The following is a 15,259-nucleotide window of genomic DNA, read 5'->3' on the forward strand; positions in this document are numbered from 1 at the left end:
GTGCGTTAAATGGAGATTGTTATCAATGGTGTTACTTGATTGGCAGATAAATCGTAAAGCAGGTATGTCCTGGCCAGCTTTCTACGTCTATCTTGCCTTTATGTTGATCGATCAAATTCTGTGATATTGATAGCCCCAAGCCTGTTCCGCCTTCGCGACCACTCACCATTGGGTAAAAGAGCGTATCTTGCAGATCGGTCGGAATCCCTGGGCCGTTGTCGATGACTTCTATACGAGCGGCCAGCTTGTAGCGTTGCCCATGAATATTGGCTTGATGCACTGTTCTGGTGCGAATGGTAATTTGTCCCTGTTCTTGCTTGGAGAGTATCTGCCCTGCATTACTGACAATATTAAGTAGTGCCTGCTCAATTTGCTCTACATCCATCATGATATCCGGCAAGCTCGGATCATAATCCCTCTCAATGACGACCTGATTATCGATATCCAGCTCAACCAACTGGCGGACTTTCTCTAAAATTAGATGTAAGTTCTCGCAACTTTTGGTGCCTGGTTTCTGTGGACCAAGCAAGCGGTCAACCAAAGAGCGTAGACGATCAGCTTGTTCGATGATGATTTGAGTGTATTCCTTGAGATTCGGATCGGGCAGACAGCGTTCCAGTAGTTGGGCTGCTCCACGTAACCCGCCAAGGGGATTTTTGATTTCATGGGCCAGCCCACGAACAAGCAGTTTAGCGGCTTGTTGCTGGGCATGTTGATTGAGCTCTTGCGATAATCGGCGTTGCTGGTCAATTTTGCGCATTTCGACCAGAAGCAGCAGTTCTTTTTGCCATGTAATAGGGCTGATGGTGACTTCCAGCATCAATGGCTTACCATCGACGACAAAGGTGACATCGCTATCAGTGATACTTTGCCCACTTTGTAGTGGTTGTGAAAGTAGCGCTAAATCGAGAGAAGCGTGTTGGATATGTTTGCTTAAGGGGGAATCAATTAAGCGTTTGGCGCTTTGCGAGAATAGTTGTTCAGCCGATGGGTTGGCGTAACGTATCTTAAGCGATTCATTCATGATCAGAACCGCCGTTACTTGATGATTTAAAATAGTCGTATCTAACTCAAAGCTCACCGAAGTCTCCATCCTTGCAATGCACTATATTGGTGCATTATCGCTAATCCTTACTAAATTCTCTATGAGAGAAAGCGACAAATTGTGCAAAATGGCATGTTCTCACCATACTTTTGCACATTACTGGTGAGAAACATCACCACTATTTGCAACTTCTCACCAGTAACAAAGAGTAATGCAATTTACTTGCCGAACATCAGTTAGGTGAAAGGCGTTTTTCTCTGCTTTGAAAGCAAAAAAAAGGCCCGCCGAATGGCGAGCCCAGTCGTTCTAACTAACTCGTGATTACACTGAGTAGTACATTTCAAACTCAAGTGGGTGAGTCGCCATGTTGATGCGCTCTACATCTTGAGATTTCAATGTGATGTATGAATCGATGAAGTCATCAGAGAATACGCCGCCTGCTGTTAGGAACTCACGGTCTTCATCTAGTGCTTTCAGTGCAACTTCTAGCGACTCAGCTACTTTTGGAATCTCTGCTGCTTCTTCAGCTGGTAGGTCGTACAAGTCTTTATCCATTGCTTCGCCTGGGTGGATCTTGTTCTTGATACCGTCAAGACCAGCCATTAGTAGACATGCAAACGCTAGGTATGGGTTTGCCGCTGGATCTGGGAAGCGTGCTTCGATACGACGAGCTTTCGGGCTTGGTACCACTGGGATACGGATAGAAGCAGAACGGTTACGAGCTGAGTAAGCTAGCATTACTGGTGCTTCAAAGCCTGGTACTAGACGCTTGTAAGAGTTAGTCGATGGGTTAGCGAACGCGTTGATTGCGCGAGCGTGCTTGATGATACCACCGATGTAGTAAAGTGCTGTTTCAGATAGACCGCCGTACTTATCACCAGCAAATAGGTTAACGCCATCTTTTGCTAGAGATTGGTGCACGTGCATACCAGAGCCGTTATCGCCTACTAGTGGCTTAGGCATGAATGTCGCAGTTTTGCCAAATGCGTGTGCAACGTTGTGTACTACGTATTTGTAGATTTGGATTTCATCCGCTTTAGTCGTTAGCGTGTTGAAGCGAGTTGCGATTTCGTTTTGACCCGCTGTCGCTACTTCGTGGTGGTGCGCTTCTACGACTAGACCCATTTCTTCCATGATTAGACACATAGCAGAACGGATGTCTTGAGAAGAGTCTACTGGAGCTACTGGGAAGTAACCGCCTTTCACGCCAGGACGGTGACCTTTGTTACCGCCTTCGATTTCAGAACCTGTGTTCCACGCTGCTTCTACGTCGTCGATCTTGAAGAAAGAACCAGACATATCGTTAGAGAACTTCACATCATCAAATAGGAAGAACTCTGGCTCTGGACCAACAAGAACTGTGTCTGCGATACCTGTTGCGCGCATGTAGTCTTCGGCACGCTTAGCGATTGAGCGTGGGTCACGGTCGTAACCTTGCATTGTTGCAGGCTCAAGAATGTCACAACGGATGTTTAGCGTTGCGTCTTCTGTGAATGGGTCAAGAACAGCTGAAGATGCGTCAGGCATCATCACCATGTCAGATTCGTTGATACCTTTCCAGCCAGCCACTGAAGAACCATCAAACATCTTACCTTCTTCGAAGAAGTCTGCGTCGATTTGGTGCGCAGGAATAGAGATGTGTTGCTCTTTACCTTTTGTATCAGTAAAGCGTAGGTCAACAAACTTAACTTCGTTTTCTTGGATCAGCGATAAAACGTTTTCTACTGACATCTTGGATAACCTCCAGTGTTATTAAAGCGGTTTGCAGCTCAGAGCGGTAAATCATCTCAACAGTAAGGTGATTCTTGAGCTAATAAATTATGTTGTGATTACTTTAGCTAATTCCGTGCCAAAAAATTAAATCTTTAAATTACAGTAACTTGGTTTAAGTGTGGTGTGATTTGACCGAGTTGTTGCACCACATTGATCCTTTATTGCACTAAAATGGTGCAAATTAAAGCTTTGCACAATGTTGGCGCATAGCTAACTCGTTCATTCAGCCGATCTTGCTCAACAATGTCAACGACAGAACGATGAATTTGGTATGTGTGCTGATTAAAAAAACACCAATAACGACGTCGGATGTTGGCTATGCTTAGGATGTATTGAGACTTTACGCTTTTTTAGGTTACGCAAATCTCAATTTACTGCTTAAAACCTCAGGATAGATCACATATTTCTAGGTTTTTCGCCAAAATCTGGTACATTATGGCCGTTTTTTTAATCAGAAAATGTCGCTAGGGAGCACCCGTTCCCAATTAGGGGCATTTCATTTAATTAAGTGAATCATATCCATGGCTACTCCACAGATTGATAAATTAAGAAATATCGCGATCATCGCGCACGTTGACCACGGTAAAACCACACTGGTTGATAAGCTACTTCAACAATCAGGTACGCTAGAGTCTCGCGGTGAAGCTGAAGAGCGAGTCATGGACTCGAACGACATCGAGAAAGAGCGCGGCATTACCATCCTTGCTAAAAACACAGCAATTAACTGGAATGACTACCGCATCAACATCGTAGATACTCCGGGACACGCGGACTTCGGTGGTGAAGTAGAACGTATTATGTCGATGGTAGACTCTGTACTACTTATCGTTGACGCAGTTGATGGCCCAATGCCACAAACGCGTTTCGTAACACAAAAAGCATTTGCTCACGGCCTTAAGCCAATCGTTGTAATCAACAAGATTGACCGTCCTGGTGCTCGTCCTGACTGGGTTATGGACCAAGTGTTCGACCTATTCGACAACCTAGGTGCAACTGATGAACAGCTAGACTTTAAAGTAGTTTACGCATCAGCACTTAACGGTTGGGCTACACTAGAAGAAGGCGAAACTGGCGAGAACATGGAACCACTATTCCAAACTATCGTTGAGCAAGTAGCGGCACCTGAAGTTGACCTAGATGGTCCACTACAAATGCAAATCTCTCAGCTAGATTACAGCTCATACGTAGGTGTTATCGGTGTGGCGCGTGTAACTCGCGGTACAGTACGTCCTAACCAACAAGTCACTATCGTAAGTGCTGACGGTAAGAAACGTAACGGTAAAGTTGGTACGGTAATGGGCTACCTAGGTCTTGAGCGTCATGACATTGAGCAAGCAAACGCTGGTGACATCATTGCGATCACAGGTCTTGGTGAACTTAAGATCTCTGACACTATCTGTGATGTAAACCACGTTGAAGCAATGACTCCGCTATCTGTTGATGAACCAACAGTAACGATGACATTCCAAGTAAACACGTCTCCATTTGCAGGCAAAGAAGGTAAGTTCGTAACTTCACGTAACATCCTTGAGCGTCTACAAAAAGAGCTAGTACACAACGTTGCACTACGTGTTGAAGAAACCGACAACCCAGATCGCTTCCGCGTATCAGGCCGTGGTGAACTTCACCTATCTATCCTGATCGAAAACATGCGTCGTGAAGGTTTTGAGCTAGCAGTATCTCGTCCAGAAGTAATCATCAAGCGTGATGAAAACGGCAACCTAGAAGAACCGTTTGAAACTGTAACTATCGACGTTATGGAAGAAAACCAAGGCGGTATCATGGAAGCTATCGGTCTACGTAAAGGTGAACTGACTGATATGTCTCCAGACGGCAAAGGCCGTGTACGCATGGACTTTATGATGCCTTCTCGTGGCCTTATCGGTTTCCAAACTGAGTTCATGACACTGACTTCTGGTTCTGGTCTTCTTTACCATACATTTGACCACTACGGCCCACACAAAGGCGGTACTATCGGTCAACGTAACAACGGTGTTCTAATTTCGAACGCAACGGGTAAAGCACTGACTTACGCACTGTTCAACCTACAAGAACGTGGTCGTCTATTTACAGAGCACGCTGACGAAGTATACGAAGGTCAAGTAATCGGTATTCATAACCGTTCTAACGACCTAACAGTAAACTGTCTGAAAGGTAAGCAGCTAACGAACGTTCGTGCATCTGGTACAGATGAAGCACAAGTACTGACTCCAGCGATCAAATACACGCTAGAGCAAGCACTTGAGTTCATCGATGATGATGAACTAGTAGAAGTAACACCTGTAAGCATTCGTATTCGTAAACGTCACCTGACTGAGAACGATCGTAAACGTGCTTCACGTGATGCAAAATAATTAATCGCTAGTCGATTGTCGAAAGGCTCTGATATTTCTCAGGGCCTTTTTTATACCTGCGTAACAGCGGTGTTTGTAAGGAGAGTAGATGTTACCAATCATTATTACTGGGGGCCCTGGAGCAGGGAAGACCAGTATAGTTAACCATCTGGCCGCGCGCGGTTACGCCACGTTTGCAGAGGTTTCTCGTACCTTAATTGAGCAACAGGCACAACTGGTCGACGGTATTTTGCCTTGGCATGATCTGCCGGGATTTGCCGATTTGTGTTTGACTCATATGGGTGAGCAAAAGCAACAAGCGGCGCAGCACTCAGTGGCATTTTTAGATCGTGCGATCCCAGATATTTGTGGTTATTTAGCTGAGGCTGAGCTGGAGATTGATGCGCGCTATATTGAAGCGAGTGCTGGCTATCATTCGCAGGTGTTTTTTTGTCGCCCACATAAGGCTATCTATGTGCAAGATGATGTGCGTCCCTACCCATTTGATGGCGCATTAGCGATTCACGATGCGCTGGTGGCAATCTATCAGAAGTTGGGCTATCAAGTGGTGGAAGTGCCTTGGGGAACGCTCGAAGAGAGAGCTGCATTTATCGAGAGTACCTTAGCACTCTCGACAGAAACGCTATCTTGACGCGAATTACGTCGATTACTTCGCTTGCAGTTTGTTGAGGAACTTATCTGATTCATCAATGGCTTGATTCATTTGATTAATCGCTTGTTCAATCTCTTTCTCTAAGCTCACAAACTCACCTTGTAGAGAGCCTATCGCACTCGCATTTAGGTTATGCTTTAAGAAGAGCGTGTTGTCTCGCAGCGCGTTTAACACTGGGGTCATGCGTTGTTCAGCTCGTTGCATCGCCTTAATCATGGTGGTGTATGACGTGCGGGTTTCACGTAGCTTTTGCTCACTAGAGCGACGCAGAGAAGCGCTGGTGTATAGGCTCAGTTCTTCTTCCCATTCTGCAAATAGCGCTTCAGAAACATCTTCAATCGCCGCAATACGATCACTGACATCTTGCGCTGCGCTCTCGCTCGCTTCATATTTGTCGTTAATTTGGTTATAAACCGTTTCCAGTTCACCACCATTAAAATTGGTTAGAGCTGACAGAGCTTCTAATGCACTGGTAAACTCTTGTTGTGCTTCCTGTTGAGATTGCTTCGCGTCTTCGACTCGATCGACCATAATATCGCGTTTATGCACGCCAACTTTTTCCATGGCTGCGTAATAAGTCGACTGACAGCCTGTTAAGGTCGTCAGTGCCAGAAGCATCGCAAGAATGTAAGGCATCTTTAAAATCCCTATAATAGTCAATAATGTGTATACCTAAGTGACTTCAAGATGCTGGTTTTTAACTCCTTGAGTTTACTTAGGTATAATTAGGATGAATCAGATGATAGGGAGATACAAGTTGAAAATGGCGGATGTCGTTCAACAGGTTACTCAATTTGTGCGTTATCTCTTAACGCGCATGTTGCATGACCGCATCAATGTGAATGCCGGCTACTTAGCCTATATCACATTGCTTTCCATCGTGCCTATGCTGACAGTTCTGCTCTCGGTACTTTCCTCATTTTCTGTGTTTGCCAATGTTGGTCATATTATTCAAGATTTTGTTATCACACACTTCGTGCCCACGGCGGGAGATGCGGTGAAGTCGGCCTTGCTCGAGTTTATCGCGAACACCGGAAAAATGACGGCGGTAGGTGGGGCATTTTTGTTTATTGCTGCACTGATGCTGATCTCCAATATCGATAAAAACCTTAATTACATTTGGCGAGTCAAACACAAGCGTCGCGCGGTATTTTCGTTTTCGATGTACTGGATGATTCTCACCTTAGGCCCAATATTGGTGGGGGCGAGCATTGCGGTGACTTCTTACGTGACATCTTTGACCGTAATGGATAACCAAGTTCTTTCCAGTGCTTATCAGCTTATGCTGCGTTGGTTGCCGCTGATTTTGTCGTTCTTAGCGTTTGTTGGTTTGTATATGTTAGTTCCCAACAAAAAAGTGCAACTTTCTCATGCGATGATAGGGGCTTTGGTTGCGGCATTGTTGTTTGAACTGAGTAAGAAGGGTTTTGCCGCCTACATTACACAATTTCCGTCTTATCAGTTGATTTACGGTGCATTAGCAACGATTCCAATCTTGTTTATTTGGGTCTACCTCTGCTGGTTGATTGTGCTGGTGGGCGCTGAAGTCACGGCGGCGCTTGGTGAGCAAGAGCACTGGAGTGATGATGCAGACATGGTACACTCGGAGGCTGAATATTTGCTAAGTAATCAAAAAGGAAGTCAAAGTGATAGCTCTGATCCAAAGAGTGAGTGAAGCGGCGGTACGCGTTGATGGTGAAGTGGTTGGTGAAATTGATCGCGGTCTTTTGGTGCTATTAGGCGTTGAGAAAGATGATGATGAAGCCAAAGCAAAACGATTGATGGAGCGAGTGACCACTTACCGCGTGTTTGAAGATCAAGACGGTAAGATGAATCTTAACGTTAAGCAGGTGGAAGGAAAGGTGTTGGTGGTTTCTCAATTTACCCTGCCTGCGGATACTAAAAAGGGCACTCGAGCGGGCTTCTCGCGAGGCGCACATCCAAGTGATGCTGGGCGTTTGTATGATTACTTTGCCGATCAATGTGAGCAAGTTTTGCCGACGCAACGTGGCCGATTTGCCGCCGATATGAAGGTATCACTGGTCAATGACGGCCCAGTGACATTCTGGTTGCAAGTATAACAACTAAAACCCTAATCACTTGGATTGTTAGGGAACCATGGCAGCAATTTGCTGCCTAAATTCATTGATGAGCAGCAATAAAAGGGATTTTTATGTTTAAGCTGATCACGCCGAAAACAGATAACCAACTCAATAAATACTACCAATTTCGCTGGCAAATGTTGCGCGAACCGTGGCGGATGCCGATCGGCTCAGAGCGCGATGAGTTCGATGCAATGAGTCACCATCGCATGATTGTTGATGGTCGTGGACGGCCTATGGCCATCGGGCGACTTTATGTGACGCCAGATAGTGAAGGTCAAATCCGTTATATGGCGGTGAAGAGCAATCGTCGTAGTAAAGGGATGGGATCGCTTATCTTAGTTGCCCTTGAGTCACTGGCGCGCCAAGAAGGTGCGAAGCGTTTAGTGTGTAACGCACGTGAAGAGGCGATCAGCTTTTATGAAAAAAATGGCTTTGAGCGTCGCGGAGAGTTAAACGATCAGCGTGGACCTACCCGTCATCAGCAAATGGTTAAGCCACTCGACCCAATGGCAAACGTCTTACGCCGGCCGGAGTGGTGTGCAGAGCTGCAAGAACGCTGGGAGCATCATATTCCTATCAGTGACAAAATGGGAATTAAGATAAATCAGTACACGGGTTATCAGTTTGAATGCAGCGCCCAATTGAATCCCAATCTCAATCCACACAATACGATGTTTGCTGGCTCAGCATTTACTCTCGCCACTCTCACCGGGTGGGGAATGACGTGGCTGTTGCTGAAAGAGCGTGGCTTGCATGGTGATATTGTTTTAGCGGATAGCCAAATTCGTTACCGTCATCCTGTTGAGCAAAACCCAGTGGCACAAAGCTCACTTGATGGCATCAGTGGGGATTTAGATCGCTTAGCCAGTGGACGTAAGGCGCGGATTATTATTCACGTCACGATATACAGTGGTAAAGTCGCTGCGGTGGAGTTTGTCGGTACCTACATGCTGTTACCAAACTACAATGCCTTACTCGACTCTAGACTGGATTGTTGAGAGTTAAGTTGCGGGCAGACATCGGTTAACTGATGGCTTTTTCCGGCAAGGTCGGCTTGTAGCCTTTGGCACTTATCGTCAATTTGCAGCATTACCGTTGCGAGTTCTGGTTTGGTTAAATCAATTTTGCCTGCGAGTTCAACGCCTTGTCCCTCTTGTGGTGCTGAGAGGGTTATTCTTCCTCGATCTGCAGTGATACTTAGGTTATCTACGTGGAAATCCCGACTAAATTGAGGCTTTTTGTTTGAGTCTGTCAGGGTCAAATGGCTTTCTCGTAACGCAGCAGACACTTGGCCTGAGAGTGAGTGAGCCAACATCGTATAATCTCCGGCTAAGCCATTGAGTTGTGCGTGCGCATCAAGCATCCCTTCAAAATAATACGGCGAGAGTTCTTGATTGATTGGTAGCCCATCAATGGTGAGATTGAGTTGCCATGGTGCACTGATTGGTTGCGTGTTCCACTCTCCAGACGCTTCGATATAACCGCTTTCTAATGGCAGAAATAGCCGATTCAATTGCCACACGTCGTTTTGCTGACGCATTTCGATAATCGCCTGGGTGGTGAGGTATTGAGCATAGCTGGCGCTGTTTGCTGTTAGTTGCAATGAACCCTGCCACAATCCAAGCTGGTTATCTTGTTTCAAGCGTAATTGCTTTCCTTCAACATTGAGCCCAGAGACTTGCCAAAATGGTTTGTCGGTCAGTTGAATCATTTGTGCATTACTGATGTCTAGATGCTCGATGCTCAGCTGCTCTATCTTCTGTGTCCATTGGGAGAGTTGTGCCAGTTGAGAAGGCGTGACATCCAGCCATTTAACGCCAGAGAGTGATAGGGACTTTAGTTGCACACTGTTCGGTGTTATTTGACCTTGCAGTTGCACTCGTCCTTGCTGCCAGTCACTGTCCAGTTCACTGACTTCAATCGTTTGAGAGGAGAACTTGATAGTGGCGCTCGGCTCGACAAATTGTTCGTCTTGGTAGCGCAACGTATCGGCATTAAAAGACAAATACCCGTTGTCTTGCTGCCAAATCGACTGGTTAGGATTGAGTTTCTCAATAGAGAGATCGAGGTTGAGCAGTTCGATGCCATGCCAGTGAATATTGCTTTGCAAGAGATCAAGGCTATTAATATCGGCGATCCAACCTTGTTGCACGACATTGTCCAACCAACGTAGATCAGTCTGCTCATCGGACACGTTGAGGCCATTAACGGTTACGTTGATTAACGACCAGCCCTGCGGATACTGCTCTGCTTGCCCAGAAATTTTGGCACCATTCCATTCGAAAGATGCGCCATAAAGAGTGCTGTCTTTGGTTTGATAATTGAGATCAATCAGCACGTTGTTTAGTGCATTGCCTTGGTAGTAGAGTTGCTCCGCAGCAAATTGAATGTTGCCATAGGGCAGCAGATGGGCATTTTCCCATTGAGGATTTTCAATTTGCACATCGATATTGCGGGCTGATAGCTCACCCCAAGTAAAGTCTGTGTGTTTTAGTGCCAACTGCTTAGTATCGAACTTGAGTGTGCTTAACGTCTGAGCCTGATCAAATGAAAGATTGGCGCCCTCAATCACCAGCGCCTCAAGTTGCCAGCGATGATCTTTGGGCAACTCAGCACTGAGCCACAGTTCGCTGCTCGGCAAGTAGATTGGTGAGTCTTCTTCGATAGTGACACCTTCGAGTTTGAACTGTAACGGAGGGGTATAGCGAACGTTTTCAACTTGAACCTTAAGCGAGGCGAGTGTGAAGGCTTGATTAACAAGAGTCGTGGCATACGAACTGCGCAGAGCCGCATAGAGTGCCACTGCTGTGGCTGCGATGATCAAAAGCAATAGCGCTACAAAATAACTTAGTCGTTTACTCAACGTTCTATCCCACCAATCGTCAGATAAATGATTTTGTGCGGATTTTTGCTTAGCTGCAACAAAAAAGCCCCTCAAAAGAGGGGCTAGTGATTAGAATCAAGCCTTTGTCACTAATCTAGTTGTGGACCAGCTGCAACGAGTGATTTGCCTTCTGCATTGTCAGTGTATTTATCAAAGTTGTTGATAAACCGTTGTGCAAGATCTTGCGCTTTGCTCTCCCACTGAAGTGGGTCAACATATGTATCACGAGGATCAAGAATTGATGGATCAACACCCGGTAGTGAGGTTGGCACCTCGAGGTTAAAGACCGGAATATGTTTGGTTTCAGCTTTTTCGATAGAGCCATCGAGGATGGCGTCAATAATGCCACGCGTATCTTGGATAGAGATACGTTTTCCGCTGCCGTTCCAACCGGTGTTTACAAGGTAAGCTTCAGCACCTGCTGCTTCCATACGTTTCACCAATACTTCAGCGTATTTCGTTGGGTGCAGGGTTAAGAATGCCGCCCCAAAACACGCCGAGAACGTTGGCGTTGGCTCAGTGATACCACGCTCGGTGCCTGCCAATTTAGCAGTAAAGCCCGATAGGAAATGGTACTTGGTTTGCTCAGGGGTTAACTTTGACACTGGCGGTAGCACGCCAAATGCGTCCGCAGAAAGGAAGATAACCTTGTTTGCATGTCCACCTTTTGATACCGGCTTAACGATATTCTCAATATGATGCAGCGGGTAGGATACGCGGGTATTTTCAGTTTTCGAACCATCGTCGAAATCAATCGAACCGTCATTACGCACGGTCACGTTTTCTAGCAATGCGTCACGGCGGATTGCGTTGTAGATATCTGGCTCGGCCTCTTTAGATAGTTTAATGGTTTTCGCGTAACAACCGCCCTCGAAGTTGAATACACCATCATCATCCCAGCCGTGCTCATCATCACCGATCAGTGCACGTTTAGGATCGGTCGAAAGCGTGGTTTTACCTGTGCCAGATAGACCAAAGAAGATCGCAACATCGCCTTCTTCACCCATGTTGGCGCTACAGTGCATTGAGGCAATATCTTTCAATGGCAAGAAGTAGTTCATCATGGCGAACATGCCCTTCTTCATCTCGCCACCATACCAAGTGCCGCCAATGAGTTGCGTGCGCTCAGTTAAATTGAACACGGTAAAGTTTTCTGAGTTCAAGCCATGCTCTTCCCATTTCTGGTTAGTGCATTTAGCGCCATTCATCACCACAAAATCAGGTTCAAAGCTTGCCAGCTCTTCTTCTGTTGGGCGAATGAACATGTTTTTCACAAAGTGAGCCTGCCATGCCACTTCCGTGATGACTCGAATGCTGAGTCGAGTATCAGGGTTAGCACCACAGTAACCGTCAATAACAAATAAGCGTTTACCAGAAAGCTGCGAGGTGACCAATTGCTTGAGATCATTCCACACCGCTTGGTTGATCGGTTTGTTATCGTTTTTCACCGCGTCTGATGTCCACCACATGTGTTCTTCAGTTGTCGCATCTTTAACGATGTATTTGTCTTTTGGTGAGCGTCCAGTAAAGATCCCAGTGTCTACTGCAACAGCGCCAAGCTCGGTAACTACCCCGCGCTCGTAGCCTTGCAAATCGGCACGAGTTTCTTCTTCGAAAAGCATTTCATAGCTCGGGTTTCTAACCACTTCTTTTACGTCATATAACCCATGTTTGGAAAGATCAATTGTTGCAGCCTTAGTATGTTCCATAACGGTCATAGGTGCTCCTTGTGATAAGTTTTTGTAGGGATTTTGTAAGTATGTTTTAATTTTTATATGTACACCATGCTAGCAACGGACCTTCGACAAAACAGGGGCGCAGCTCAAAATTCGCCCATAAATTTTGTAAGGTTTTAGGTGACTCGTCACATATTGGTTCGAGTATTTTATCGTGTGCGCAAACAGTTGCGCTAGATCAAATATATTATTAATATGTAGAAATTAAGTATGGCGTTCGGTGTGCTTGAGGCTAGTTATCGCGGGGAATCAAGAATTTCGTGCTAGATAAAACCATAAAAAAAGCCAGCATATCGCTGGCTTTTGTAACATTTTTGCAACTTGATGTTCAGTGCAAATTAATGCACTGTATCGTTACCATTTTCAGCATTGATAAATAGCTCAGAAATCTGTGCTTCATCAAATGAATATGTTGTACCACAGTAATCACAATGTAAAGATACTGCGCCAGACTCCGCCAAAATGTCATTAATTTCAGCACGTTCTACGGTAATGATCGCGGCACCGCTGCGCTCGCGTGAACAGCCACAGTGGAACTCTACTGGTTGAGGGTCAAATAGACGTACTTTTTCTTGGTTGTATAGACGGTACAACAGTTCTTGCGCGCCAAGGCCAAACAACTCTTCGTCTTTAATCGTATTGGTTAGTTGCTCAAGGTGTTCAAAGTCATCCGGAGTACCTGTACCATCCGGCATCACCTGAATCAGCATACCAGCGGCATGCGCTTTGCCTTCATGTTCACCGGTGCGAATCCAAAGGCGAGTTTTTAGCTGCTCTGAGTTCGCAAAGTAGTTTTCAATCACTTGAGTTAGGTTCTCACCTTCAAGACCGACAACACCTTGGTAGCGTTCGCCTTTCTTCGGTTCGATAGTGATCACAAGGTAACCTTTACCCATCATTTCATGCAGGGTCGCATTCTCGGCGATTTCGCCTTCCCAGCGTGCTACGCCACGGATCTTTTGATCGTGGTCGCCATTGATTACCGCAAGTGATACTGGGCCATCACCTTGAAGTTGGATGGTAATAGAACCTTCAAACTTTAGAGTGGCAGTCAGTAACGTCGTTGAGACGAGTAGCTCGCCAAGTAGCTTTTGTAATGCTACTGGGTATTCCTTGCTAGCAATAATTCGTTGGTATGCTTCATCCAGTTGCACCATTTCGCCACGTACTGATAGTTCTTCGAATAGGTAGCGGTTTAAAACATTGTTTTTGATTACAGTATCAGTCATTTGGAGAGTCCAACTTATTGATGTTTAAACTTGATTATATCGCGGCGCTGCTTCTTATCAGGGCGGCGTTCGGGGCTAGGGTTGTGCGCATTGAGTTTTCGTCTTAGGGCGTTTTCTTCGCGCTTCGCCATACTCTCTGCGGTTTCACTGTAGAGGGTTTGAGCTTCAGGTGCGCCACGACGCTGACCAGAGATCTTCTCAATAGTCACTGTTTTCTCTTCATTACCTTGTCTTAAGGTAATGATGGCTCCTAGCTCAACAGTTTTACTTGGTTTGCTTCGTTGTCCATTATAATGGACTTTACCGCCATCAACCATATTTCGCGCGATGGAGCGCGTTTTGTAAAATCGTGCAGCCCAAAGCCATTTATCCAATCTTACTGCTTCTGCTGGGGAACTCATTTCGTTCACTGCCCTCTAACTAGCTCGAATATCGACCATACAATGGTGATATGGCGCCCACTTTTCAAGTTAACGCTCAAAAAATAATTAACATCACTGTCGGTAGGAATCTTTTTTATATAGCCCAATTCTATAGTTTGTTAGAATTAACGGTTGCTAGTCATATAGATACGGCTAGAACCTATATAAAGCCCATTTATCAAGGAAATTCAGTGAAGCTCAGCCATCGTTCTTCAGCTCTACAAAAGTTTATTGCCAATCAAGCGCGGGTGAGCGCTTTACTGACAATCACCTTATTGTTGCTTACCGCGTGGATCTTAGGGCGTTTAATCTGGTTTCCATATCAACAAGTTGAAGTCACCAAATGGCAGCCAAGTTCATCGGTCAGCCAAGTGAGTGAGACGCGCCTTGATACCGCTAACTTGTACAACAGCCATCTGTTCGGTGAGTTTCAAGCAGCGGTAAAACCTAGCGCAAAGCCCAAGCTTGAAGATGCTCCGAAAAGTCGTCTCAATGTTATTGTGGTTGGCGTGGTGACAAGCTCTGATCCGCAAAAGAGTTTGGCGGTCGTTGCCAAGGGTGGCAAACAGGCGACGTATGGGATTAATGAAGTGATTGAAGGCACACGCGCTAAACTGGTTCAAGTTCAATCGGATCGCATTATTGTTGATAACGCTGGGCGTAATGAAACCGTCATGCTGGAAGGTTTAAAGTTCACCGCTCCAGTCGCTAAGCCTCAAACTAAGGCTGCGACCCCGCTCAGTCAGGATAAGCTGAACAAAATTCGTGTCGATATTACCAGTAATCCACAGCTTCTTTTTGAATATGTTCGTATGTCGCCCCTCAAGCGCGATGGTAAAATCTCAGGCTATCGCTTAAGTCCGGGTAGTAGCCGCGAACTGTTTGACTCGGTCGGCTTGAAAGAGGGCGATGTGGCGACGCATCTTAATGGAAAAGATTTGCGCAATATGTCGGCAATGGCTGAAATCTATAAGAATCTATCAGACTTAACTGAACTGAATTTAACCGTAGAGCGTAATGGACAACCCTACGATATCTATATCGAATTGTAATACGCGC

General features: G+C 45.8%; 13 protein-coding genes. 6 read left to right on the forward strand and 7 right to left on the reverse strand.

From position 1 onward, the window contains the following. Positions 1-31: 31 nt before the first annotated feature. Together glnL and glnA are read right to left on the reverse strand one after the other, a co-directional pair. Positions 32-1,081 carry a nitrogen regulation protein NR(II) gene (gene glnL, locus GZK95_RS00335; protein WP_161987181.1) on the reverse strand — a complete coding sequence of 350 codons (1,050 nt, stop codon included), beginning with the start codon at positions 1,079-1,081 and terminating at the stop codon, positions 32-34. Between the two features lie 285 nt (positions 1,082-1,366). Next, positions 1,367-2,776 (reverse strand): glutamate--ammonia ligase, encoded by a 1,410-nt coding sequence (glnA, locus tag GZK95_RS00340; RefSeq protein WP_075710473.1) that lies wholly within the window; start codon positions 2,774-2,776, stop codon positions 1,367-1,369. A gap of 563 nt (positions 2,777-3,339) precedes the next feature. On the opposite strand from glnA, the gene typA reads away from it, so the two are divergent. Both typA and GZK95_RS00350 read left to right on the forward strand, forming a co-directional pair. Further along, entirely contained in the window at positions 3,340-5,172 is a 1,833-nt protein-coding gene (typA, locus tag GZK95_RS00345; protein ID WP_075712907.1) for a translational GTPase TypA, read from the forward strand. A gap of 88 nt (positions 5,173-5,260) precedes the next feature. Beyond that, positions 5,261-5,803, forward strand: coding sequence for an AAA family ATPase (locus GZK95_RS00350; RefSeq protein ID WP_075712905.1), 543 nt, complete (start codon positions 5,261-5,263; stop codon positions 5,801-5,803). A 15-nt stretch (positions 5,804-5,818) separates the two neighbouring features. Here GZK95_RS00350 and GZK95_RS00355 read toward each other — a convergent pair whose 3' ends face one another. Next, a complete protein-coding gene (locus GZK95_RS00355) occupies positions 5,819-6,460 on the reverse strand; it encodes a DUF2959 domain-containing protein (RefSeq protein ID WP_075710479.1) in 642 nt (213 codons plus the stop codon). A 103-nt stretch (positions 6,461-6,563) separates the two neighbouring features. Here GZK95_RS00355 and GZK95_RS00360 point away from each other — a divergent pair, with 103 nt between their 5' ends. The 3 genes from GZK95_RS00360 (at position 6,564) to GZK95_RS00370 (ending at position 8,927) form a co-directional block, all read left to right on the forward strand. Beyond that, positions 6,564-7,499: a virulence factor BrkB family protein gene (locus GZK95_RS00360; RefSeq protein WP_404817638.1), complete on the forward strand. Its 936-nt coding sequence runs from the start codon at positions 6,564-6,566 to the stop codon at positions 7,497-7,499. Continuing rightward, complete coding sequence (gene dtd, locus GZK95_RS00365) at positions 7,471-7,905, forward strand: D-aminoacyl-tRNA deacylase (RefSeq protein ID WP_075716005.1); 435 nt, start codon at positions 7,471-7,473, stop codon at positions 7,903-7,905. The genes GZK95_RS00360 and dtd overlap by 29 nt, the downstream gene beginning before the upstream one ends. Before the next feature lie 92 nt (positions 7,906-7,997). Next, positions 7,998-8,927, forward strand: coding sequence for a bifunctional GNAT family N-acetyltransferase/hotdog fold thioesterase (locus GZK95_RS00370; protein ID WP_075710485.1), 930 nt, complete (start codon positions 7,998-8,000; stop codon positions 8,925-8,927). Here the strand turns inward: GZK95_RS00370 and GZK95_RS00375 are convergent. The 4 genes from GZK95_RS00375 to hslR all read right to left on the reverse strand — a co-directional run bounded on the left by GZK95_RS00375 (position 8,891) and on the right by hslR (position 14,179). Continuing rightward, the gene (locus tag GZK95_RS00375; protein ID WP_075716006.1) at positions 8,891-10,792 is read right to left on the reverse strand and encodes an AsmA family protein; all 1,902 of its coding nucleotides are present in this window, start codon (positions 10,790-10,792) and stop codon (positions 8,891-8,893) included. The genes GZK95_RS00370 and GZK95_RS00375 overlap by 37 nt on opposite strands. Before the next feature lie 110 nt (positions 10,793-10,902). Next, positions 10,903-12,531, reverse strand: a complete 1,629-nt coding sequence (gene pckA, locus GZK95_RS00380; RefSeq protein WP_075716007.1) for a phosphoenolpyruvate carboxykinase (ATP) — start codon at positions 12,529-12,531, stop codon at positions 10,903-10,905. Between the two features lie 356 nt (positions 12,532-12,887). Further along, a complete protein-coding gene (gene hslO / locus GZK95_RS00385; RefSeq protein WP_075710713.1) occupies positions 12,888-13,763 on the reverse strand; it encodes an Hsp33 family molecular chaperone HslO in 876 nt (291 codons plus the stop codon). A 29-nt stretch (positions 13,764-13,792) separates the two neighbouring features. Beyond that, positions 13,793-14,179, reverse strand: a complete 387-nt coding sequence (hslR, locus tag GZK95_RS00390; protein ID WP_075710491.1) for a ribosome-associated heat shock protein Hsp15 — start codon at positions 14,177-14,179, stop codon at positions 13,793-13,795. A 212-nt stretch (positions 14,180-14,391) separates the two neighbouring features. Between hslR and gspC the strand changes: the two genes are divergently transcribed. Further along, positions 14,392-15,252, forward strand: a complete 861-nt coding sequence (gene gspC, locus GZK95_RS00395; RefSeq protein ID WP_075716008.1) for a type II secretion system protein GspC — start codon at positions 14,392-14,394, stop codon at positions 15,250-15,252. Positions 15,253-15,259 lie beyond the last annotated feature (7 nt).

The organism is Vibrio panuliri (genome assembly GCF_009938205.1).
GTDB lineage: Bacteria > Pseudomonadota > Gammaproteobacteria > Enterobacterales > Vibrionaceae > Vibrio > Vibrio panuliri.

Bases quoted from the DNA above. Each gene is read 5' to 3' on its own strand.
- glnA (WP_075710473.1), bottom strand. From the start codon at position 2,776: ATGTCAGTAGAAAACGTTTTATCGCTGATCCAAGAAAACGAAGTTAAG.
- hslR (WP_075710491.1), bottom strand. From the start codon at position 14,179: ATGAGTTCCCCAGCAGAAGCAGTAAGATTGGATAAATGGCTTTGGGCT.
- GZK95_RS00360 (WP_404817638.1), top strand. From the start codon at position 6,564: ATGATAGGGAGATACAAGTTGAAAATGGCGGATGTCGTTCAACAGGTT.
- GZK95_RS00355 (WP_075710479.1), bottom strand. From the start codon at position 6,460: ATGCCTTACATTCTTGCGATGCTTCTGGCACTGACGACCTTAACAGGC.
- pckA (WP_075716007.1), bottom strand. From the start codon at position 12,531: ATGACCGTTATGGAACATACTAAGGCTGCAACAATTGATCTTTCCAAA.
- GZK95_RS00370 (WP_075710485.1), top strand. From the start codon at position 7,998: ATGTTTAAGCTGATCACGCCGAAAACAGATAACCAACTCAATAAATAC.
- GZK95_RS00350 (WP_075712905.1), top strand. From the start codon at position 5,261: ATGTTACCAATCATTATTACTGGGGGCCCTGGAGCAGGGAAGACCAGT.
- typA (WP_075712907.1), top strand. From the start codon at position 3,340: ATGGCTACTCCACAGATTGATAAATTAAGAAATATCGCGATCATCGCG.